The organism is Caproiciproducens sp. NJN-50, from assembly GCF_004103755.1.
Classification (GTDB): Bacteria; Bacillota; Clostridia; order Oscillospirales; family Acutalibacteraceae; genus Caproicibacter.
Genome location: NZ_CP035283.1, coordinates 384,378 through 405,558 on the forward strand (window position 1 = coordinate 384,378; position 21,181 = coordinate 405,558).

At 56.1% G+C, this 21,181-nt stretch carries 18 protein-coding genes; all 18 read left to right on the forward strand.

Annotated features, from left to right (window positions below; translation table 11 throughout):
- Positions 1-5: 5 nt before the first annotated feature.
- The 18 genes from EQM14_RS01980 to EQM14_RS02065 all read left to right on the forward strand — a co-directional run bounded on the left by EQM14_RS01980 (position 6) and on the right by EQM14_RS02065 (position 21,116).
- Positions 6-1,256 carry a 2-hydroxyacyl-CoA dehydratase subunit D gene (locus EQM14_RS01980; RefSeq protein WP_128741383.1) on the forward strand — a complete coding sequence of 417 codons (1,251 nt, stop codon included), beginning with the start codon at positions 6-8 and terminating at the stop codon, positions 1,254-1,256.
- Complete coding sequence (locus EQM14_RS01985; protein ID WP_128741384.1) at positions 1,243-2,355, forward strand: 2-hydroxyacyl-CoA dehydratase subunit D; 1,113 nt, start codon at positions 1,243-1,245, stop codon at positions 2,353-2,355. The genes EQM14_RS01980 and EQM14_RS01985 overlap by 14 nt, the downstream gene beginning before the upstream one ends.
- A 75-nt stretch (positions 2,356-2,430) precedes the next feature.
- Complete coding sequence (locus EQM14_RS01990; RefSeq protein WP_128741385.1) at positions 2,431-3,597, forward strand: YkvI family membrane protein; 1,167 nt, start codon at positions 2,431-2,433, stop codon at positions 3,595-3,597.
- Positions 3,598-3,635: 38 nt separating this feature from the next.
- Positions 3,636-4,877, forward strand: a complete 1,242-nt coding sequence (locus EQM14_RS01995) for a CaiB/BaiF CoA transferase family protein (RefSeq protein ID WP_128741386.1) — start codon at positions 3,636-3,638, stop codon at positions 4,875-4,877.
- 97 nt (positions 4,878-4,974) lie between these two features.
- Positions 4,975-6,594, forward strand: coding sequence for a class I adenylate-forming enzyme family protein (locus EQM14_RS02000; RefSeq protein ID WP_128741387.1), 1,620 nt, complete (start codon positions 4,975-4,977; stop codon positions 6,592-6,594).
- Positions 6,595-6,636: 42 nt separating this feature from the next.
- The gene (locus tag EQM14_RS02005) at positions 6,637-7,785 is read left to right on the forward strand and encodes an acyl-CoA dehydrogenase family protein (RefSeq protein ID WP_128741388.1); all 1,149 of its coding nucleotides are present in this window, start codon (positions 6,637-6,639) and stop codon (positions 7,783-7,785) included.
- Between the two features lie 17 nt (positions 7,786-7,802).
- Entirely contained in the window at positions 7,803-8,588 is a 786-nt protein-coding gene (etfB, locus tag EQM14_RS02010; protein ID WP_128741389.1) for an electron transfer flavoprotein subunit beta, read from the forward strand.
- A 20-nt stretch (positions 8,589-8,608) separates the two neighbouring features.
- A complete protein-coding gene (locus tag EQM14_RS02015; RefSeq protein ID WP_128741390.1) occupies positions 8,609-9,799 on the forward strand; it encodes an electron transfer flavoprotein subunit alpha in 1,191 nt (396 codons plus the stop codon).
- A 95-nt stretch (positions 9,800-9,894) separates the two neighbouring features.
- Positions 9,895-11,037 (forward strand): acyl-CoA dehydrogenase family protein, encoded by a 1,143-nt coding sequence (locus EQM14_RS02020; RefSeq protein WP_128741391.1) that lies wholly within the window; start codon positions 9,895-9,897, stop codon positions 11,035-11,037.
- A gap of 52 nt (positions 11,038-11,089) precedes the next feature.
- The gene (locus EQM14_RS02025; protein WP_128741392.1) at positions 11,090-12,328 is read left to right on the forward strand and encodes an MFS transporter; all 1,239 of its coding nucleotides are present in this window, start codon (positions 11,090-11,092) and stop codon (positions 12,326-12,328) included.
- A gap of 300 nt (positions 12,329-12,628) precedes the next feature.
- Complete coding sequence (locus tag EQM14_RS02030; RefSeq protein ID WP_128741393.1) at positions 12,629-13,984, forward strand: MATE family efflux transporter; 1,356 nt, start codon at positions 12,629-12,631, stop codon at positions 13,982-13,984.
- 89 nt (positions 13,985-14,073) lie between these two features.
- Positions 14,074-14,565, forward strand: a complete 492-nt coding sequence (locus tag EQM14_RS02035; protein WP_128741394.1) for a GNAT family N-acetyltransferase — start codon at positions 14,074-14,076, stop codon at positions 14,563-14,565.
- Positions 14,566-14,796: 231 nt separating this feature from the next.
- A complete protein-coding gene (locus EQM14_RS02040; RefSeq protein WP_128741395.1) occupies positions 14,797-15,246 on the forward strand; it encodes a MarR family winged helix-turn-helix transcriptional regulator in 450 nt (149 codons plus the stop codon).
- 12 nt (positions 15,247-15,258) lie between these two features.
- Positions 15,259-17,010 carry an ABC transporter ATP-binding protein gene (locus EQM14_RS02045; RefSeq protein WP_128741396.1) on the forward strand — a complete coding sequence of 584 codons (1,752 nt, stop codon included), beginning with the start codon at positions 15,259-15,261 and terminating at the stop codon, positions 17,008-17,010.
- A gap of 1 nt (position 17,011) precedes the next feature.
- Positions 17,012-18,937: an ABC transporter ATP-binding protein gene (locus EQM14_RS02050; RefSeq protein ID WP_442861485.1), complete on the forward strand. Its 1,926-nt coding sequence runs from the start codon at positions 17,012-17,014 to the stop codon at positions 18,935-18,937.
- A 145-nt stretch (positions 18,938-19,082) separates the two neighbouring features.
- A complete protein-coding gene (locus EQM14_RS02055; RefSeq protein WP_164918920.1) occupies positions 19,083-19,586 on the forward strand; it encodes a GNAT family N-acetyltransferase in 504 nt (167 codons plus the stop codon).
- Positions 19,587-19,610: 24 nt separating this feature from the next.
- Positions 19,611-20,540, forward strand: coding sequence for a DMT family transporter (locus tag EQM14_RS02060; RefSeq protein ID WP_128741399.1), 930 nt, complete (start codon positions 19,611-19,613; stop codon positions 20,538-20,540).
- A gap of 27 nt (positions 20,541-20,567) precedes the next feature.
- A complete protein-coding gene (locus EQM14_RS02065; protein ID WP_128741400.1) occupies positions 20,568-21,116 on the forward strand; it encodes a prolyl-tRNA synthetase associated domain-containing protein in 549 nt (182 codons plus the stop codon).
- The last annotated feature ends 65 nt before the right edge of the window (positions 21,117-21,181 follow it).

The window sequence follows — 21,181 nt, forward strand, 5'->3', positions numbered from 1 at the left end:
CATTGATGGGTGAAGAAGTTAAGAAGAAAAGACCTGCGCCGGACCCGAATTCGGCAAAGTACAAATTGGGTCAGATTGCGGCCAAGGCTTACAGCGACTGCATGGAGGCGAAGGCGCGGGGCGAGATGGTCGGGTGGTGTGCAAGCAACTTCCCCGTGGAGATACCGGAAACCCTGGGCCTCTCCGTCTGCTATCCGGAAAATCAGGCCGCAGCCATCGCCGCGAGAGGCGGCGGCGAGCGGATGTGCAGCGAGAGCGAGGGGGACGGTTATTCCAACGACCTCTGCGCTTACGCAAGGGTTTCCCTTGCGTACATGAAACTGAAGGACGCGCCGGAGCAGAACATGCCGATGCCGGACTTCGTCCTTTGCTGCAACAACATCTGCAACTGCATGATCAAATGGTATGAGAATATTGCCAGGGAACTGGATATCCCCATGATCATGATCGATATCCCGTTCAACCCCGATTATGAGGTGTCCGACGCGGAGACCGAGTACATAAGAGCCCAGTTCTGGGGTGCGATCCATCAGCTGGAGAAGATTACGGGCAAAAAGTGGAGCGACGAACGGTATAAGGAGGTCATGGAGATTTCCGGGCGCTCCAGCCGCGCCTGGCTGGCGGCGACCTCCTGCGCCAAGTATCTTCCTTCGCCGTTCAACGGCTTCGATCTTTTGAACCACATGGCGGTCATGGTGACCGCGCGCGGCAAAAAGGAAGCAGCGGAAGCGATGGAAACTCTTTTGAAAGAATACGAAGACAACCATGAAAAAGGCGACTCGACCTATCACGGCGAAGAAAAGTACCGCATCATGTTCGAAGGGATTGCCTGCTGGCCGTGGCTGAGGGTTACCTCGACAGGCCTAAAGAGCAGAGGCATCAACATGGTAACCACCATCTACGCGGATGCGTTCGGGTTCATCTATGACGATTTCGACGGCATGTGCCGCGCCTATGCGAGAGTCCCGAATGCAATGAATCTTGAACTTTCCAGGGATAAAAGGATCAAACTCTGCAAAGACAATCACGTGGAAGGCCTTCTGGTGCATACAAACCGCTCCTGCAAGCTTTGGTCCGGGTTCATGGCGGAAATGAGCCGGCAGATCGGCAGGGCCTGTGACATCCCGGTGGTCAGCTTTGACGGCGATCAGGCCGATCCGCGGAATTTCTCCGAGGCGCAGTACGACACGCGCGTTCAGGGCCTGATGGAAATTATGGAAGCAAACAAAGGAGGCCGTTCAGATGGCAATCGATGAATTATTGGCTCAGTTTCATGAAATTGCTGCGTCTCCGAGAAAGCAGCTCGGCAAGTACCTTGCGCAGGGCAGGAAAGTCGTCGCTTGCGCGCCGGTCTACACCCCGGAGGAGATCATCCATTCCATGGGCCTTGTCCCGATGGGCGTGTGGGGCGCGGAGATGGAGGTCCATGAGGCCAAGAAATATTATCCCGCGTTCATCTGCTCCATTATGCAGACGGTGCTTGAGCTTGGGATCACGGGAAAATTTGAGGGGATTTCCGCGATCGTCATTCCCTCGCTGTGCGACTCTCTCAAAAGCCTGGGCCAGAATTGGAAATATGCCGTCCCCGGCATTCCGTTCATCCCCATGACCTATCCGCAGAACAGAAAACCGGATTACGGCGTCAAATTCACGAAGGCGAGCTATGAGAAGGTCATCAGTGATCTCGAGATTGCGACCGGCGCCAAGTTTTCCGAAATTTTGCTCGCGGAGTCCAACCGGATCTACAACGAACACAATGCGGCGATGCGCGAGTTTGCGGAAACGGCTGCGGACCATGCGATCACCGCGGTCCAGAGGAGCGATGTCTTTAAGAGCGCCTGGTTCATGCTGAAGGAAGAACACACGGCGTTGGTCAGGCAGCTGACGGCGGAGCTGAAGAAAGCCCCTGCGGACGAAGGCAAAGTCCGCGTGGTGACGAGCGGCATCCTCGCCGATTCCCCCGGCCTTCTGGAGATTTTCGACAAGAACGGGATCAAGATCGTTGCGGACGATGTTGCCCAGGAGTCGAGACAGTACCGCACGGACGTGCCGGAGAAGCCGAATCCGCTGGATGCGCTCGCGCAGAAGTTTGCCGATATGGACAACTGTAGCGTGCTGTATGACAGGGACAAAAAGCGAGTTGGTTTCATTGTCGATCTGGCCCAAAAACACAACGCGGCAGGTGTGATTGTCCTGATGACGAAGTTCTGCGATCCGGAAGAGTTCGATTATGTTCCGATCAAGCGGGCCTGCGACGCCGCCGGCCTCAGAAATGTGAACATCGAAGTCGACTGCCAGATGGTGAACTATGAACAGGCCGGCACCATGCTTCAGGCATTCAAGGAAATGGGCTGAAAACGCGTCCTCAATGATTACGTCGGCTTTCAAAATGATGAATGGGGTAGAATTAACAAAAGGAGTAGAATTGCCATGATCAATAAAAATAAGATGCCGGTCGCGATTGGCGTAGCGTTTGTCTGGTTTACCACGCAGTTCGGCGGAGGCTTTGCCTCGGGCGCCCAGCTGTATTCTTACTTTGTCAAATTTGGAATTTGGGCACTGATTACACCGGTTCTCGCACAGGCTTTCGGCGCGTTCTTCCAGTGGTACGGCCTTCGCTATGCCAAGAGGCACGAGACCTATGATTATCGTACTTTTACCGATAAGTTTTACGGCGATTTCGGAGAAAAAGCCAGACCGATTTTTTCGAACCTGTACGAGCTCGTTTACCTGTTCACCATCTGCCTGGCCCCGTCGGTGGCCTTTGCGACGGGCGGCGCGACGCTGCACGCGCTGACCGGCATTCCGTACATTGTCTGCACCGTGATCATCGGCCTGATTATTTTCGTACTGACTATTTATGGGACCGACCTTGTCCGGGCGGCGGCTTCCACCGTTTCGGTCGTGATCATCGCGGGCCTGCTGCTGGTCTATGTTCCCAACATCTTTGCGCAGTGGGGAACGATCTCGGCCAACATCGGCCAGATGGCCGCCGCTCCCGCACCGGCGGGCCCGGCGTTTTGGAGGTGCTTCGTGTACGCAGCTTTCCAGCTGGCGTCGATCGGCCTTCTGATGCAGCATGCCGAGCCGTTTAAAGACGAGAAGGAAGCCAAGAAATCAATGGTTTACGGCTTTATCGTCAATGCCTTCATCATTTTCATGTGCACGGTCGGCCTGATTGCCATTGTCAACAACCCGGATCTGAAAACCGCTCAGGTTCCGACCCTGCTGATGGTCCAGACGGGCGTCGGCGCCTCGTTCCTCACCCCGGTCATCTCGATCCTGATCATTCTCGGCGCGGTGTCGACTGCCGTCAATATGATCGCGGGCGTGATTGCGCGCTATGTCAACGCCTGGAACAGGAAAGACGCCTCGCCGGAAGTGTCCAAGCAAAATCTGATGAAGCGCACCATTATCATCGCGGTGATTTTCACGCTGCTGACCTTTGCGATCGCGCAGTTCGGTCTGATTCCTCTCGTCAACACGGGATACGGATATCTTGGCTATCTGACGATTATCGTTGTCGTTGTCCCGTTTGTTGTCCACATGATTATGACGAAGAATGGGAAAATCGACGCGGAATACAAGAAAAACTGATTGAAAGCTACATTTATGATACAAGGAGATAGATCAATATGAGCAAACCGTTGGAAGGAGTCCGGGTCGTCGAACTGGCGAATTTTATCGCGGCGGCGGCCGCCGGACGGTTTATGGCAGATCTCGGCGCCGACGTCGTCAAGATTGAAGCGGCGAAAGGGGACCCGCTCAGATATACGGCGCCGTCCGAGGGCAGGCCGCTCGACATGGTTGAGAACACCACGTGGGACCTTGAGAACGGCAACAAACGCTGCATCTCTCTCAATATGAAGGACCCCGCCGGCAAAGAGGCTTTTTTCAAGCTCCTTGACACGGCCGATGTCCTGATCACCAACTGGAGAGTCCAGGCCCTCCAGAAGCTGGGACTGGACTATGACAGCCTGAAGGGCAGGTATCCGAAGCTGGTTTACGCCATCTGCACCGGATACGGCGAATACGGCCCGGACAGGAACCTTCCGGGGTTCGATTTCACGGCGTTTTTCGCCAGGGGCGGATATCTCGATTCGCTTCGCCAGAAAGGCACCGTCCCGATGAACGTTGTCCCCGGGCTCGGCGACCACAATGTCGGTATGAACCTGGCGGCCGGGATCCTGGCGGCTCTGTATCAGGCAAAAATCAAAGGAGTCGGAGAAAAGGTTGAAACATCCCTTTTTGAAAGCTCGATCTATAACATGGGCATGATGGTTGAGGCCTCCAATTACGAAGGCATCGCGCAGCAGTACCCGATCGACGTCAGGAAATCCGCCAACCCCTTCAATGCGGCGTGGAGGACCAAGGACGACCGTTTCATTCAGACCTGCATGCCGGATTACAATACATACTACAAGGCGTTTATCACGGCTGTCGGCAGGGAGGATCTTGTGGGCAGCGAGAACTATTTCCCGATTCTGACCTGCCAGGAGAAGGGCCTCACTTCCGAGGTTTACGATATTGTCATGGATGCGTTCAGCAAGAAAACCGTCGAGGAGTGGAAAGAAATTCTGGTGGCGGCCGACGTTCCGTTCTCCGTTGCCCAGAACTGGGTGGAAATCAGGAACGACAAGCAGGCCGAGGCAAACAACTGCTTCTACGACATGAAATACCCGAACGGCCATATCAGAAGACTGGTCAGGCTGCCGGTCAAGTTCCAGGAAATGGGCGTCCCGGATTACAGGCCGGGGCCGATGATCGGCGAGCAGGGGCCGGAGATCCTGAAAGAACTGGGATACGATGACGGGCAGGTCAGGGATATGTTGGAAAAGGGTTCTCTGTATGTCTGGAAAGATGAACATAAGAAGTAGAGATTAGTGAAGCGGCAAAACGGACTGTTGTCGATGGAGACGGACCCTTCGAAGACGGTCCGTTTTGCTTGAATTCACGATTCCGCAGGTGAGAACGATGGAACTTATCAGTAAAACAATCGGCGAATGCTTAAAAGAGCGCGTCCATCTCAGCGGAAGGTGCACAGCGATTGAAATGGGCGGCTTTCACTGCACGTTTGAGCAGCTGGATCGGTTTTCGGACTTTGCCGCGGCCCGGATGGAAGAAGACGGGGTCGGAAAAGGGACCCATGCGGGGATCTGGTGCGCCAACGGTCCGGATTGGGTGCTCGCTTTTCTGGCGCTTGCGAAGATCGGCGCCGTGCCCGTGCTGATCAACACCTGCTTTCGGGACGCGGAGGTCACACGCGTCCTCAATTACGCAGATGTGGAGGTCCTGTACTACGGTGCAGGCAATGAAAGCCTGATCGAGAGGATCAGGAGAAAAACAGCGAGAGTAAAAAAATTTATTCCCATTGGGGAAAAGGGAGCCGGAACCTGGGCGGGCAGCCTTGTCGGAACCGCCCCTCCGCCGCCGGCCGATTTGAAAAGGGTGGAAGGGAAAAAGAAAGCGGTGAGACCGGAGGATCCGGCCTGCATGATTTTTACTTCGGGAACCACGTCCTTCTCCAAGGGAGTGCTTCTCAGCCATTACAGCCTGGTGAACAATTCCCGTGCCATGGTCGAAGCCATGCATTGGAAGGAAGACGATAAAATGTGCCTTACGGTCCCTCTGTTCCACTGCTTCGGGATCACGGCCGGAATCCTTGCCTGCCTGCTCAGCGGCGCGGAAATGGACCTGCTGCCCTGCTTTAAAACGGCCTACGTATGGGATGCGCTGGAACGCGGGCGCTGCACCATCCTGAACGGCGTCCCGAGCATGTTCCTGGCGCTGATCCGGAAGTCGGAGCATTGCGGACGGCGCGCCGACACCCTCAGGTCCGGCATCATCGCGGGTTCCCCCGTCACGCCGGAAGAATACGCGGAAATCTGCCGCAGGTTCCCCCAGATGCATCTGCAGCCTTCGTACGGCCAGACGGAAACTTCGCCGTGCGTGACGATCGCCGGCTGGGATGATCCCGGGGAAAAAAAGGGCGCGTCCGCCGGAAGATTGATCGACCATGTCAGCGCGCGCATCGCCGACCTCAAAACCGGCGGCGTTCTGGGGCGGGATCTCGACGGCGAAATTCAGGTGAAGGGGTACAATGTGATGCTTGGGTATTACAGGCTTCCGGAAGTGACGGCCGGAGCCTTTACCGAAGACGGCTGGCTCAGGACGGGAGATATCGGGAACTTTGACGGCTCCGGGGAGCTTCACGTCACCGGAAGGCTGAAAGAAATGATCATCAGGGGCGGAGAGAACATCTCTCCGCGTGAAATAGAGAGAGTCATCAAAAGGCTGAAATGGGTGGATCAGGTCAAGGTCGTGGGCGTCCCGGCCGACGTGCTTCAGGAGGAGATCGCGGCGTGCATCATACCGAGGCAGGGGTGCGGCATCAACAAGGATGAACTTGTGGATTTTTTAAAGCCGCGGCTGGCGCGGTATAAAATGCCCGCTTATATTTTAGAATTTGACGGTTTCCCAGTGAATGCGAGCGGCAAAATCGATTTAAAGGGCCTGAAATCAAAAGCGGCGGCCATGGCCGGCGAAGAAAAACGCGTCCGGAAAGACGGCGGCTGCGCGAAAATGAAATTTTAGCTAAACGGCGGATGGCCTTATTTACAGCAGGAGGAAAGAAATATGGCAGATGCGTATTTTACAGAGCAACATGAATTGATCAGGAAGTTGGCGAGCGAATTCTCCGAGAAAGAATTTACTAAAGATGTATTGGATCAGGTGGAGGCGACCGGAGTTTTTCCGGAAGAGCTGCTCGATAAAATGGCCGCGGCCGGATTTTTCGGGATCAAGATCCCGAAGGAGCTGGGAGGGCAGGGCGCGGACGCGCGGGCCTATGTCCTGGTGATGGAAGAAGTCGCGAGGGTGTCGGGCATCGCCAGCATCTATGTGTCGACTCCGAACTCCCTTTCGGGCGGCCCGCTGCTCCTCGCGGGCAACGACGAACAGAAGGCGAAATACCTGACCCCGGTCGTGACCGGGAAAAAGAAGCTGGCGTTCGCCCTCACGGAGCCGGGAGCGGGGTCCGACGCGAGCGGGATGGTGACCTCCGCGGTGAAGGAAGGGGACCATTACATCCTCAACGGGCGCAAATGCTTTATCACAATGGCTCCTCTTTCGGACTACGCCGTCGTCTTTGCAAAAACCGATATGAAAAAAGGAAACAAGGGGATTTCGGCGTTCGTGATCGATATGAAGGCGCCGGGCGTGAGCTGCGGCAAGCCGGAGGACAAAATGGGCATCGTCGGATGCGCGACTTCGGATATTATCTTGGAAAATGTCGCCGTGCCGGAAGCCGACCGCCTCGGGGAAGAGGGGGAAGGCTTCAAAATCGCCATGAAGACGCTGAACACCGGCCGCCTGGGCGTCGCGGCCCAGTCGATCGGCGTCGCGCAGGGGTGTCTTGACGCGGCGGTCGAGTACGCCAAGGAAAGAAAGCAGTTCGGCAGGCGGATCGGGGACTTCCAGGCGATCGGGTTTATGATCGCGGAGATGGCCACCAAGCTTGAGGCGGCGAAGCAGCTTACCTACAAGGCGGCGTATCTGATGGACACCAAACAGGACGCCACACTCAATGCGTCCATGGCCAAATATTACGCTTCCGAGGTCTGCAACGAGATCGCGGCCAAAGCGGTGCAGATACACGGCGGATACGGCTTCATCAAAGATTATAAGGTGGAGAGGATGTATCGCGACTGCCGCGTATTCACGATCTACGAGGGCAGCAGCCAGGTCCAGGAGATCGTCATCAGCAGGCAGCTGCTGAAGAAGTAAAAGGGGGATAAGCGAACATGAAGATATTGGTATGTGTCAAGCAGGTCCCGGACACGAATGAGGTGAAAATCGATCCCGTGAAGGGAACCCTGATCCGTGAGGGCGTTCCCAGCATCCTGAATCCGGACGACGCCAACGCGCTGGAAGCGGCGCTCCGGATCAAGGACCGGGACCCGGGCACGCGGGTCGCGGCACTGACCATGGGGCCGCCGCAGGCCGCCTATATGCTGAGGGAATGTCTTGCGATGGGCGCGGATGAGGCTTATCTGCTGAGCGACCGCGCGTTCGGAGGGGCGGACACCTGCGCGACTTCCACCACCATCGCGGCCGGAATCCGAAAGGTGCCGGGCGTGGACATCATCTTCGCCGGCCGTCAGGCCATCGACGGCGACACCGCTCAGGTGGGGCCGCAGGTCGCGCAGCGCCTGGGGATCCCGGTCGTCACCTATGTTCAGGACATCCGGCTGGGCGACGGCAAAGCGACGGTCCAGAGACAGATGGAAGACGGATACGAAAGGATCGAAGTCAGAACGCCATGCCTCCTCACCTGCGTCAAGGAATTGAACGAGCCGAGATATATGTCGGTCGGCCGGATCGTGGATGCCTATCAAAAGGAGATCGCGGTGTGGGATCATGCCGCGGTGGGACTTGACGGGAAGGACTGCGGGCTGAACGCCTCCCCGACGCAGGTGTTCCGCTCCTTCACGCCGCCGCAGAAGGGGAAGGGTGAGATGCTTGCGGGGTCGGTCGGCGAGATGGCGAAGTCCCTGATCGGCAAACTGGATGAAAAGCATCTGATCTAACATAGGAGGATGAAATCGACATGGCAGTGGAAGTATTAAAGGATCAATGCAGAGGATGCACAAAATGCGTGAAGTCCTGTCCTTTTGAGGCGATCACGATGGAAAACAGGATCGCCGTGATCGGCCCCGCCTGCACGGGCTGCGGCCAGTGCGTCGAAGCGTGCCCGTTTCACGCGATCGAAAAGACGGAGGACGGCAGGGCGGCCGCGGATTTAGGCGCCTATCGCAACGTGTGGGTCTTTGCGGAGCAGCGGGAAGGAAAGCTGATGCAGGTGGCTGTGGAGCTGCTGGGCGAGGGGAGAAAACTTGCCGGCGCCCTGGGCTGCGAGCTTTGCGCCGTGCTCTGCGGCTCCGGGGTGGAGCCGCTCGCGGGCGAACTTTTCGAGTACGGCGCCGACAAGGTCTATTATGCCGACGCGCCGGAGCTGAAACAATATACCACCGACGCATACACCAAAGTCATTCAGGAAGCCATAGAAAGATACAAGCCGGAGATCGTGCTTCTCGGCGCGACGCACATCGGGCGGGATCTTGGCCCGTGCCTTGCGGTCCGCTGCCAGACGGGCCTCACGGCGGACTGCACAAAGCTTGAGATCAATCCGGACACCAAGAAAATCATGCAGACCCGCCCGGCGTTCGGCGGGAACCTCATGGCCACCATCCTCTGCCCCAGCCACATGCCGCAGATGTCGACGGTGCGCCCCGGCGTGATGGAAAAGGCGGTCAGGGTACCGGGCAGAAAGGGCGGGCTGATTCGGCTTGACGTGCATTTTGCCGAAGGGGATATCCGGACTAAAGTGCTGGAGGCCGTTAAGACTGTGCGGGAAGCCGTGTCGCTCACCGACGCGGACATCATCGTATCCGGAGGAATGGGTCTCGGCAATGCCGAAGGGTTCCAACTCCTGAAACAGCTTACGCAGCGGCTCGGCGGCACGGTCGCATCCTCCAGAGCCGCGGTCGACGCGGGATGGATCGACCACGCGTACCAGGTCGGGCAGACCGGGACGACCGTGAAGCCGAAAATCTATTTTGCGTGCGGCATATCGGGCGCGATTCAGCATGTTGCCGGCATGCAGAATTCGGGGATGATCGTCGCCGTCAACACCAATGAAAACGCTCCGATCTTCGACATTGCCGATATCGGAATTGTCGGGGACCTTTATCAGGTGATCCCTGCCATCATGGAAGAGCTCGACAAGCGGCCGGTTTAAGTTCGGTTAAACAGGCAAGGCGGTCCGGCGGCTCCAGGGTGGAGCGGTTCAGGCAGAATAAACCATTTTGAATTACGTAAGGAGGAAAAATGAAAATGAAAACCCCATTTTTTACCGAAGACCATGAAGACATCCGCGAAATGGCCCGCGACTTTGCGGAAAAGGCCCTGGCGCCCATCGCCGCCGACGTTGACAAAAACGACGCGTTTCCGCGGGAGGTTGTGGAGACCATGGCCGGGATGGGCTTTCTCGGCCTGAAAATCCCGGAGGAATACGGCGGGTCGGGCATGGATATGCGCAGCTATGTTTCCGTGATGGAGGAAGTGGCCAGAAAGTGCGCCACCGCCACTATTTACATCTCCTCCGCGAATTCCCTTTCCACCGCGCCCATCATCCTTTCCGGCACCGAAGAGCAGAAGCGGAAATATCTGCCGGGAGTGGCTTCCGGAGAAAGCATCATCGCGTTCGGCCTCACCGAGCCGGGCGCCGGCTCCGACGCCGCGTCCCTGGCAACCAAGGCCGTGAAGGACGGGGACGACTATATCCTGAACGGGCGCAAGTGCTTTATCACCTTCGCTCCGGTGGCAGACTATACCACGGTTTATGCCAAGACCAGTCCGGAGAAGGGCGCGAAGGGCATCACCGCTTTCCTCGTGGACATGAAGCTGCCGGGCGTTTCTACGGGAAAACCGGAGGAGAAGATGGGCCAGCGCGGCGTGCCGGTCAGCGACGTGGTGCTGGACGACGTCCGCGTTCCGGCGGACTGCATCCTCGGCGAAGTCGATATGGGTTTCATCAACGCCATGAAGACGCTGTCCGTCGGCCGCGTCGGTGTCGCTTCCATGTCGCTGGGCATTGCGCAGGAGGCGCTGGACCTCGCCGTGGAGTACACCAAGGCACGTGTCCAGTTCGGCAAACCGCTGGCGAAAAACCAGGCCCTGCGGTTCATGATGGCGGATATGGAGACCAAGCTCAACGCCGCCCGCATGCTCACCTACAACGCCGCCTGGATGATGGACAGCAAGCAGGACGCCACCAAGGCCGCCTCGATGGCCAAGTATTACGCCGCAGAGTCCGCCTTTGACATTGTGAACAAATCCCTGCAGCTCCACGGCGGCTACGGCTATTCCAAGGAATACGAGATCGAGCGCCTCTACCGCGATATCCGTATCACCAGCATTTACGAGGGCAGCTCCCAGGTGCAGCAGATGGTCATCGCGGGGCAGCTCCTGAAATAAAGCTCTGACCGCGCCGCAGTGTTGCGGAGGACGGGGAAAACGGGGAGAGAATATGGATAAAAAGGAAAATCCGTCCGCCGCCTGCGCGGCGAGGTGGGTCTATTTGCTGGCCGGCACGGTCAGCATGCTGTTCGCCGGAATCATCTATGCCTGGTCGATTTTAAAAGCGCCGCTGGCCGAGGCCTTCGGATGGACGCCGTCCGGCCTGGGATTGAATTTTACGCTGACCATGTGCTTTTTCTGCATCGGAGGCGTGGTTTCCGGCTACCTGACCAGACGGACGTCCCCGAAAGTTCCGGTGATTGCGGGAGCGCTTCTGTTCTTCTTCGGATTTATGATCGTGTCCCGCATGTCGGGCGGCGGGATCGCCTTACTGTACCTTTCTTACGGCGGCATGGGCGGGTTCGGAATCGGGATGGCCTACAACGCGGTCATTTCAACGACCAGCGCCTGGTTCCCGGACAAGAGGGGGATGTGCTCCGGCTTCCTGATGATGGGCTTCGGGCTCAGTGCCCTGCTGCTGGGCAACCTGGCCGGCAGAATGATCGGCGCGGGGTCCGTCGGCTGGAGAAACACCTATTTCATTCTGGGCGCCGCCATCGGGGCCGTGCTCCTGCTGACCGGCCTGATGATCCGTCTCCCGCCTTCCGGCATGCGGTTTCCGCAGCCGAAAGCGGCCCGAAAGGCGGAGCCGGAGGAAAATTTTGAGCGGAAGGATTACACCACGGCCGAGATGGTCCGGCGCGCGACCTTTTGGAAGTTTTTTCTCTTCTGCATCACGACGAGCGCGGTTGGCAGCACCGTCATCAGCTTTGCAAGGGACCTGACCATGTCCGTCGGGGCCGCGGCGACTCTGGCGACCGCGCTCGTCGGCGTTCTGTCGGTCTGCAACGGACTGGGTCGGATTTTTGCGGGCTTTTTGTTCGATGCGCTGGGCCGCCGCCGCACCATGCTCGCCACGAGCGCCATTACCATTCTGGCCGCCGCCGTTCTGCTGGTTTCGGTCCTGAACCGTTCGCTTGCCCTTGGGATCGCGGGGATCTGCCTCACCGGCGTTTCTTACGGCTGTTCCCCCACCATCACCCCCGCTTTCGTCGGAACATTCTATGGGATGAAGCATTTGGCGGTGAATTTCAGCGTCGCCAACCTCATGCTCATTCCGGCCTCCTTTACCGCGACGCTGGCCGGCTCGCTGGTTGCTTCAACCGGCTCCTATGTGCTGCCGTGCGCCGTTCTTCTCGTCTTTTCAGTGGTTTCTCTGCTCCTGTGCCTCGGAATCAAGCGGCCGTGACTTTTTCCCTTTCGGGCTGTTAAGCTCCCGGAAACATACCAAAAGTGTAAAAAGCGCCTTGGAGACGGAAGCCGTCCCCAAGGCTGTTTTTTTCCGGCATGGATTTCTCCGCTGAAAGCAAGCTGATTTTTTCCTGTAAAAAAAGACGGTTTGGATTGCCATCGCTTTTTTACAGGAATATAATAAAACGTAAAAAGGATTGTTTCCTGAGTGTGCCGCGATTTTTCCCCCTGTCGGCGCATTGCAGTAAAAAATTCAATTGGCTGAAATACGAGGACGATAGGAAGAGGATACATAGCGTTGAATAACCAATATGAGGAACGACTTGGCACGGGCCGCATGCTGCCGCTGATTTTTCAAATGGCACTGCCGTCCGTTGTGGCTCAGCTGATCAATCTGCTGTACGGCATTGTTGACCGTATCTATATTGGCCATATCCCCGCGGCCGGGACGGATGCTCTGGCGGGCGTCGGCGTTACCAATTCCGTTATCATTCTGATTTCCGCGTTTTCTCAGATCGTTGCCGGCGGCGGGGCGCCGCTTGCTTCGATTGCGCTCGGGAAAGGGGACCGTGAGCGCGCCGAAAAGATTCTTGGGAACGGCTTTGTCATGCTGCTGGCTTTCACGGCGATAACGGTGTCGCTGTCCTATCTTTTCATGGAACCGGTCCTGCGCCTGACCGGCGCGTCGGACCGTACGATCGGATACGCGACGGAATACCTTTCCGTTTATCTGACCGGCACCCTGTTCGTGCAGATCACGATCGGCCTGAACAATTTTATCAGCTGCCAGGGAAGGCCGGGCGTTGCGATGTGGTCCGTGCTGATCGGCGCGATTCTGAACATCACGCTGGACCCGGTGTTTATTTTCGTATTGAATATGGGGGTGGCGGGCGCTGCGGTTGCAACGGTGATCTCTCAGTTCTGCAGCGCGGTGTGGGTGACCTCATTCCTGTTTTCCAAACGTGCTTCCCTGCGGATCCGGCCGAAATATTTAAAGCCGGACCGAAAGGTGATCCGCTCGGTGTTTTCGCTCGGCGTCTCCCCGTTCATCATGGCAAGCACGGAAAGCCTGATCGGATTTGTACTGAACGGCAGCCTTGCGAATTTTGGCGACATTTATGTCAGCGCGCTGACCGTCATGCAGAGCGCCATGCAGATTGTCAGCGTGCCGCTGACAGGGTTTGCGCAGGGCGTCATTCCGGTTATCAGTTTTAATTACGGCCACGGGAATCCGAAGCGGGTGAAGGCGGGTTTCAAGATTTTGCTGGCCACCATGTTCTCCTGCAACTTTGCACTGATCCTTTTGATGATTCTATTTCCGTCCGCGATCGCGAGGCTGTTTACCGACGACGCGGCGCTGATCGGCGTTGTTGCGAAAGTCATGCCGGTATTCCTCGCCGGAATGAGCATTCTCGGCCTGCAGCGCGCCTGCCAGAATATGTTCGTCGCGCTGGACCAGGCGAAAATTTCCGTCTTTATCGCGCTGCTGCGAAAAGTCATTCTGCTGATTCCGCTTGCGCTGATCCTGCCGCATTACATGGGCGTTATGGGCGTCTATTCCGCGGAAGCGATCGCGGACGCTACGGCGGCGATCCTCTGCACCGTGATCTTTTCAGTGGAATTTCCAAAAATTCTGGCGTCAATGACAGCCTGAGAATCATCGCGGACTGAAAAACGTGCGGCCGGAAAGTTTCCAAAGCTGCGTGCCGGACTCAAGTTTTAACGGTTGGGAGAGTGTACAATATGGAAATATTGATTCGAAAATACGAAAAGAGCGATGTATCGAAGATGGTGAAAATCTGGAATCAGGTTGTCAATGACGGCGTCGCCTTTCCTCAGATCGAACCTCTGGATGCGGAAGACGGCGAAAAGTTTTTTAAAGCGCAGTCTTACTGCGGCGTTGCGGAAGATCCGGACGCCCGGGAGGTGATCGGATTGTACATCCTGCATCCCAACAACATAGGAAGATGCGGACATATCGCAAACGCAAGCTATGCTGTCGGTCGTGACGCCAGGGGCCGCCATGTGGGTGAAAAGCTTGTGATTGACAGCATGAAGCAGGGGAGCGGACTTGGATTCAGAATATTGCAGTTCAATGCCGTGGTTCAGTCGAACGTCAATGCCAGGCATCTTTACGAAAAATTGGGGTTTCATCAACTGGGCTTGCTGCCCAAGGGGTTTCTGATGAAGGACCGCACCTATGAGGACATTGTCCTTTATTACCATGAGCTGTAGCGGATAACAATGGCGAAAATATGAAATGCCTGTTGCAAGAGAGGGCGAACCGCAGAAGCCTGTGGTTCGCCCTTGCCTGCTTTTCAGCCCGGCTCCGCCCGAAGAACAAAAAGTCTTCGTCATCTCTGAATAATGAGCTTGACAGCACGGCGGATTCTGATTATACTGTTGTATATGAAACTGTCATAGATACAACATTACTGGACAAAAAGGACAGGAAAGAAATGAGAAATGAGAAAAATAAGAATCGGAATGGAACTTCGGTCGCTGAACAATCTGATCCGGCGCTATTTTGAGTTTTCCTCCCATAAAAAAGAAATTGAAACCGTTACCGGCAACAACGGATGGATCATCGGCTTCCTGTCAGAGAATGAGGGCAGGGAGATCTACCAGAAGGATTTGGAGGACCGTTTCACCATAACCCGGTCGACGGCTTCGAAGGTACTCAGCCTGATGGAGCGGAAAAACCTGATCCAGCGGCAGGCAGTCACCCAGGACGCGCGCCTGAAAAAGATTGTTCTCACGGAGAAAGCAAGGAAGATCGCAGGGCTTATGTGCAAAGATGCGGAAAGGATGGAACGGACGCTGCTGCGGGGATTCACCCAGGAAGAAACGAAAATGCTGTACTCTTATCTTGAAAGAATGAAAAAAAACATATCGAATACCAGGAAGGACCGCTAAGGAGAATTTTCCATGATAAAAAAGCTTTTATCCAGCGTGGGGGAATACAAAAAGGACACGATCCTCGCGCCGGTTTATGTTACGTTTGAATCCATTTTAGAAATCGTGATTCCCACCTTGATGGCGTATCTGATCGACAACGGAATCAGCAAAAACAATATGTCCTATGTCCTCTGGATGGGGTTGGTGCTGGCGGCCGCCGCGATGCTCTCGCTGCTGACCGGATTTCTTGCGGGCCGCAGCGCGGCGATCGCCTCCGCGGGCTTCGCGAAGAATCTGCGCGGGGATATGTTCCACAACGTTCAGGAATTTTCATTTTCCAACATCGACAAATTTTCGACCGCCAGCATTATCACACGCCTGACCACCGACGTCACCAACGTGCAGATGGCTTATCAGATGCTGATCCGCCTCGCGGTCCGCGCGCCGATGGTGATCGCGTTTTCCCTGATTTTCTCCTTCCGGATCGATGTCCATCTGTCCCTGATTTTTCTCGCGACCATTCCGGTGCTCGGCTTTGGCCTGTGGCTGATCATGTCGCATGTGCACCCGATTTTCGTGCGGGTGTTCAACACCTACGACAGGCTGAACAGCGTCGTGCAGGAAAATCTGCTCGGCATCCGGGTCGTCAAATCCTATATCCGCGAAGAACATGAGGAAGAGAAATTCGCCGGCATTTCACAGTCCATTTTTCAGGATTTTACAAAAGCGGAAAAGCGGCTGGCGTTCAATATGCCGCTGATGCAGTTCTGCCTTTACGTCAGCATGCTTCTTCTCTCCTGGTTCGGCGCCAGGGAGATCGTCGCCTGCGGCAACAATCCCGTTCAGGGGCTTTCGACGGGCGAGCTGACCAGCCTTGTCACCTATGCGATGCAGATTCTCATGAGCCTGATGATGCTCTCCATGGTGTTTGTCATGATTATCATTTCGCGCGCTTCGGCCGAGCGCATCGTCGGGATTTTAAGCGAGGAAAGCGACCTGAAAAACGGGGAAAACCCCGTGCGCGAGGTCAAAGACGGGTCGGTCGCCTTTCAAAACGTCACGTTTTCCTATGCGAGAAAGGCCGACAAGCCGGTCCTGGACGGGATCAGCCTTTCCATTGCGTCCGGGGAAACCGTAGGAATCCTCGGCGGCACCGGCTCTTCCAAGTCGAGCCTGGTGCAGCTCATCCCCCGGCTTTACGATGCCACGGGCGGAAAAGTGACCGTCGGCGGCGTGGACGTGCGGGACTACGACCTGAAAGCGCTCCGCAACCAGGTGGCGATGGTGCTGCAGAAGAATGTCCTTTTTTCTGGCACCGTCAAGGACAATCTGCGCTGGGGCAACGAAAGCGCGACGGATGAAGAGATGGTTCACGCCTGCAGGCTCGCTCAGGCCGACGGGTTTATCCGGGAGTTCCCGGACGGGTACGACACCTATATCGAAGAGGGCGGCACCAACGTCTCAGGCGGGCAGAAGCAGCGGCTGTGCATCGCGAGGGCGCTGCTGAAAAAGCCGAAGATCCTGATCCTCGACGACTCCACCAGCGCGGTCGACACCAAGACCGACGGGCTCATCCGCCAGGCCTTCCGGGAGGAGATCGCAAACACGACGAAGATCATCATCGCGCAGCGCGTCTCGTCCGTTCAGGACGCGGACAAGATCATCGTCCTGGACGACGGCAGAATCGACGCGGCCGGCACGCATGAAGAGCTGCTGAAAACCTGCGAAATTTACAGGGAAGTTTATGAATCCCAGAATCAGGGAGGTGTTCTCGATGAGTGAAATGCCGGCGGAAAACGCTTTAAAAGACCAAAACAGGCCGCCGGTCCGGCGGTTCAAGCCGGGCACGATCAAACGGCTGTTTTCCTATATGGCCGTTTACAGGCTTCATCTGATTTTTGTCGTTGTCTGCATTCTGGTCAGCGCGGCCGCGAACGCGGGTTCCTCGCTGTTCCTGCAGACCCTGATCGACCGCTACATCGTTCCGCTGCTCGGGCGGCCGAATCCCGTCTTCACGGGACTTTTGCACGCGCTTGCCATGATGGCCTGCATCTACGCGGCGGGCACGCTCGCGACGCTGCTTTACAACAGGATGATGGTCGTCGTCGAGCAGGGCACGCTGAAAAAGATCCGCGACGAAATGTTCACCCACATGCAGACCCTGCCGATCCGGTACTTTGACACGCACACCCACGGCGACGTGATGAGCCGTTACACCAACGACACCGACACGCTGCGCCAGGCGATTTCCCAGAGCCTCCCGCAGATGTTTTCCTCCGTCGTTTCCGTGTCGGCCGCATTCCTCTCCATGCTTTATCTCAGCGTCGGGCTCACCGCTTTCGTCGCCGTTTTCGCCGTTGTCCTGCTGAAGGTCATCCGAGCCATCGTGGGCAGAAGCGGAACCTATTTCATGAAGCAGCAGCAGTCGCTGGGCGGCGTGAACGGCTATATTGAAGAAATGATCAACGGGCAGAAGGTCATCAAGGTCTTCTGCCACGAGGAAAAGGCCAAAGAGGAGTTCGACAGAAAGAACGAAGAGCTTTGCTATTGCGCGACCCAGGCGAACATCTACGGCAACGTCACCATGCCGGTCGTCGGCAATATGGGCTATATGCTCTACGTACTTCTCGCCATTGTCGGGGGCGCGGCGGGGATTGCGGGGATTCCGAACCTGGGCCTGACCGGAGTTCACGCGCTGACGATCGGAACGATCATCTCTTTTCTCACCCTGTCCCGCAGCTTCATCAACCCGATCGGCCAGATTTCCATGCAGTTCAACATGGTGGTCATGGCACTGGCCGGCGCTTCCAGGATTTTTGAACTGATGGATGAGGAGAGCGAGCAGGACAGCGGTTACGTCACCCTTGTCAACGCCAGAGTGGAAGACGACGGGACCGTCGCGGAGTGCGAGGAGCGCACGGGGAACTGGGCGTGGAAGCATCCTCACGGAGACGGCACGGTGACTTACACGCCGCTCCGGGGCGACATCCGCTTTTTCGACGTGGATTTCGGCTATGAAGAAGGAAAGACCGTTCTGCACGGCATCACGCTCTATGCGGAGCCCGGCCAGAAAGTGGCTTTCGTCGGAGCGACCGGCGCGGGAAAAACGACGATCACGAACCTCATCAACCGCTTTTACGACATTGCCGACGGGAAGATCCGTTACGACGGCATCAACATCAACAAGATCAAAAAATCGGACCTCCGCCGTTCGCTCGGCGTCGTCCTCCAGGACGTGAACCTGTTTACAGGGACGGTGATGGACAATATCCGTTACGGCAAGCTGGACGCGACGGACGAGGAGTGCATCGCCGCCGCGAAGCTGGCGAACGCCGACGGATTTATCCGCATGCTCCCGGAGGGGTACCAAACCGTGCTGGAGGGCGACGGAAGCAGTCTTTCCCAGGGGCAGCGGCAGCTCATTTCCATCGCCCGCGCCGCAGTGGCCGACCCGCCCGTCATGATCCTCGACGAGGCGACGTCCTCCATCGATACCAGAACCGAAGCCATCGTTCAGAAGGGAATGGACGCGCTGATGAAGGGAAGAACGGTGTTCGTCATCGCCCACCGGCTTTCCACCGTGCAGAACTCCGACGTCATCATGGTGCTGGAAAATGGACGCATCATCGAGCGCGGGAGCCATGAACAGCTCATTCAGGAAAAAGGGAAATACTATCAGCTTTACACGGGCGCCTTCGAACTGGAATAAACGCCGCGCCTCTGTGATTTTTCCCTGAGATATTCTGAAAAAAACCGCTGCGTTTCAATTTCGACAGCGGCTTTTTTATGGTCAGAATCGGTTGTGATTTTCTGTCCCGGATGTTATGATAAAAAAAGCGGGAGGGGGGCCTTGGATGTTTGAGATTCGCAAAGCAGTTCCGGAGGACGCGCTGGGAATTACGATTGTTAACGTGTATACGTGGAAAACAACCTATACGGGGCTGATGCCGGACGATGTGATCGACGCGCGGATTGCGGAGCTGATGGAAAGGACCGAAAAATGCCGGACCGAGATAGAGGAAAATGACAATTTCATGGTTGCGTCCGTTGAAAACAACATCATCGGCTTTTGCCGCTGCGGAATCTCCAGAAACCCGGCGTATCGGGATTCGGGGGAAATCTATGCCATTTATGTCCTGCGCGGTTTCCAGGGGACGGGCGCGGGAAAGGCCCTGTTTTCGGCGGGCGTGCGGGAGCTTACCGCCGCGGGGTGTTCTTCCATGATCGTCAACTGCCTTCAGGGCAATCCTTCGCTGGGCTTTTACCGGCATATGGGTGGAAAAGTCGTTGCGCAAAGACGGGATGAAATCAAGAACAGAACCATCACGGAAGATATGATCTATTTCAATCTAAAATAAACGGAAAGAATATGGAGCGCGACGATGACGCATTCAAAGGCTTTTTACGGGAATCTGACGGCGATTCTTACGATTCTGATTTGGGGAACGACATTCATTTCCACCAAAATACTGCTGCGGAGCTTCACTCCGATTGAGATTCTGCTGATGCGGTTTCTTCTTGGGTACGCCGCTCTCTGGCTCATGCGTCCCCGCTGGTTCTCAATCAAGCCGCTTCGGCAGGAAATTTTGTTTCTGCTGGCGGGGCTGTGCGGGGTCACGCTCTATTACCTGTTTGAGAACATTGCATTGACGTATACGCTGGCGGCGAACGTCGGTGTGATCGTTTCGATCTCTCCCTTTTTTACCGCCCTGCTCGCTCATTTTTTATTAAAAGGCGAAAAGCTGAGAGTCCCCTTTCTGATCGGTTTTCTGACGGCGATCCTTGGAATTTCGCTGATCGATTTCAATGGGGGTTTCGTTTTAAAAATAAATCCGTTCGGGGATTTCTTGGCGTTATGTGCGGCGGCCGTCTGGGCGGCCTATTCGATTTTGATGAAAAAAATCAGCAATTTTCAGTATCCGACCATCGAATGCACGCGCAGGGTGTTTTTTTACGGGATCCTTTTGATGATTCCTGCAGCCTGCGCTTTTGGAGTCCATGTTGAGATCAAAGAAATGTTCACCCGGGTCAATCTGTTCAATCTTCTGTTCCTGGGCCTGGGGGCTTCGGCCCTCTGCTTTGTGACATGGAATCTGGCCGTCAACGCCCTGGGCGTCGTGAGGACCAGCATCTATATTTATCTGGTGCCGGTGATTACGATTACCGCGTCGGCCCTGATCCTTCGGGAACGGATCACCTGGATCGAAATCGTGGGAGCGGCGTTTACCATGGCCGGCCTCTTCGTTTCCATGGCGGGATCGAGGGAGAAGGTTCCGGAGCTTCCGCTGAATTCCAGAGGGACCTCCCTGTAGAAATGAAAAGAAATTCGAGGTGATTGTATGAGCGACATTCATATCGATCCAAGAGTATATCACGAGAAGCCGGCAAACGTCCGCCTTCCGAAGGAAATGGCTGTCTATGAGCTGCTGGACAGGCTTGAAATCCCCTATGCGCGCCTGGATCATGACGCGGTGGGGCATGTGGAATCCTGCGGGGAGATCGGCAGGATTCTGGGAGTCGAAATCTGCAAAAACCTGTTTCTGTGCAACCGTCAGAAAACGGAGTTCTATCTTCTGATGATGCCGGGCAGAAAGGAGTTTCATACGAAGGTTCTTTCCCAGCAGACCGGCAGTTCCCGCCTTTCCTTCGCGGGGGAGGAGTTTATGCAAGAATACTTGAACGTCACTCCCGGTTCCGTCAGCGTCATGGGTCTGATGAACGACCGGGAGAACCGGGTCAGGCTGCTGATGGACCGCGACGTTGCGGAATCGGAATTCATCGGGTGCCACCCCTGCATTAATACGTCCAGCCTGAAGATCAAAACAAAGGACCTATTTATAAAATTTTTCCCCTTTTCAGGCCATGAGCCGACGATTGTGACACTTTAGAAAAGGAATCGCCGATTTTGTTATCTTTGCGGCGGGCCTGAAAGGCTCGGCGCCGGGACGCAATG

Excerpts from the sequence above, each read along its gene's own strand:
- EQM14_RS02040 (WP_128741395.1), top strand. The coding sequence starts at position 14,797 with ATGAGAAAAATAAGAATCGGAATGGAACTTCGGTCGCTGAACAATCTG.
- EQM14_RS02045 (WP_128741396.1), top strand. The coding sequence starts at position 15,259 with ATGATAAAAAAGCTTTTATCCAGCGTGGGGGAATACAAAAAGGACACG.
- EQM14_RS02020 (WP_128741391.1), top strand. The coding sequence starts at position 9,895 with ATGAAAACCCCATTTTTTACCGAAGACCATGAAGACATCCGCGAAATG.
- EQM14_RS01995 (WP_128741386.1), top strand. The coding sequence starts at position 3,636 with ATGAGCAAACCGTTGGAAGGAGTCCGGGTCGTCGAACTGGCGAATTTT.
- EQM14_RS02055 (WP_164918920.1), top strand. The coding sequence starts at position 19,083 with ATGTTTGAGATTCGCAAAGCAGTTCCGGAGGACGCGCTGGGAATTACG.
- EQM14_RS01985 (WP_128741384.1), top strand. The coding sequence starts at position 1,243 with ATGGCAATCGATGAATTATTGGCTCAGTTTCATGAAATTGCTGCGTCT.
- EQM14_RS02000 (WP_128741387.1), top strand. The coding sequence starts at position 4,975 with ATGGAACTTATCAGTAAAACAATCGGCGAATGCTTAAAAGAGCGCGTC.
- EQM14_RS02015 (WP_128741390.1), top strand. The coding sequence starts at position 8,609 with ATGGCAGTGGAAGTATTAAAGGATCAATGCAGAGGATGCACAAAATGC.
- EQM14_RS02050 (WP_442861485.1), top strand. The coding sequence starts at position 17,012 with ATGCCGGCGGAAAACGCTTTAAAAGACCAAAACAGGCCGCCGGTCCGG.
- EQM14_RS02005 (WP_128741388.1), top strand. The coding sequence starts at position 6,637 with ATGGCAGATGCGTATTTTACAGAGCAACATGAATTGATCAGGAAGTTG.
- EQM14_RS01990 (WP_128741385.1), top strand. The coding sequence starts at position 2,431 with ATGATCAATAAAAATAAGATGCCGGTCGCGATTGGCGTAGCGTTTGTC.
- EQM14_RS01980 (WP_128741383.1), top strand. The coding sequence starts at position 6 with ATGGGTGAAGAAGTTAAGAAGAAAAGACCTGCGCCGGACCCGAATTCG.
- EQM14_RS02035 (WP_128741394.1), top strand. The coding sequence starts at position 14,074 with ATGGAAATATTGATTCGAAAATACGAAAAGAGCGATGTATCGAAGATG.
- EQM14_RS02060 (WP_128741399.1), top strand. The coding sequence starts at position 19,611 with ATGACGCATTCAAAGGCTTTTTACGGGAATCTGACGGCGATTCTTACG.
- EQM14_RS02065 (WP_128741400.1), top strand. The coding sequence starts at position 20,568 with ATGAGCGACATTCATATCGATCCAAGAGTATATCACGAGAAGCCGGCA.
- EQM14_RS02025 (WP_128741392.1), top strand. The coding sequence starts at position 11,090 with ATGGATAAAAAGGAAAATCCGTCCGCCGCCTGCGCGGCGAGGTGGGTC.
- etfB (WP_128741389.1), top strand. The coding sequence starts at position 7,803 with ATGAAGATATTGGTATGTGTCAAGCAGGTCCCGGACACGAATGAGGTG.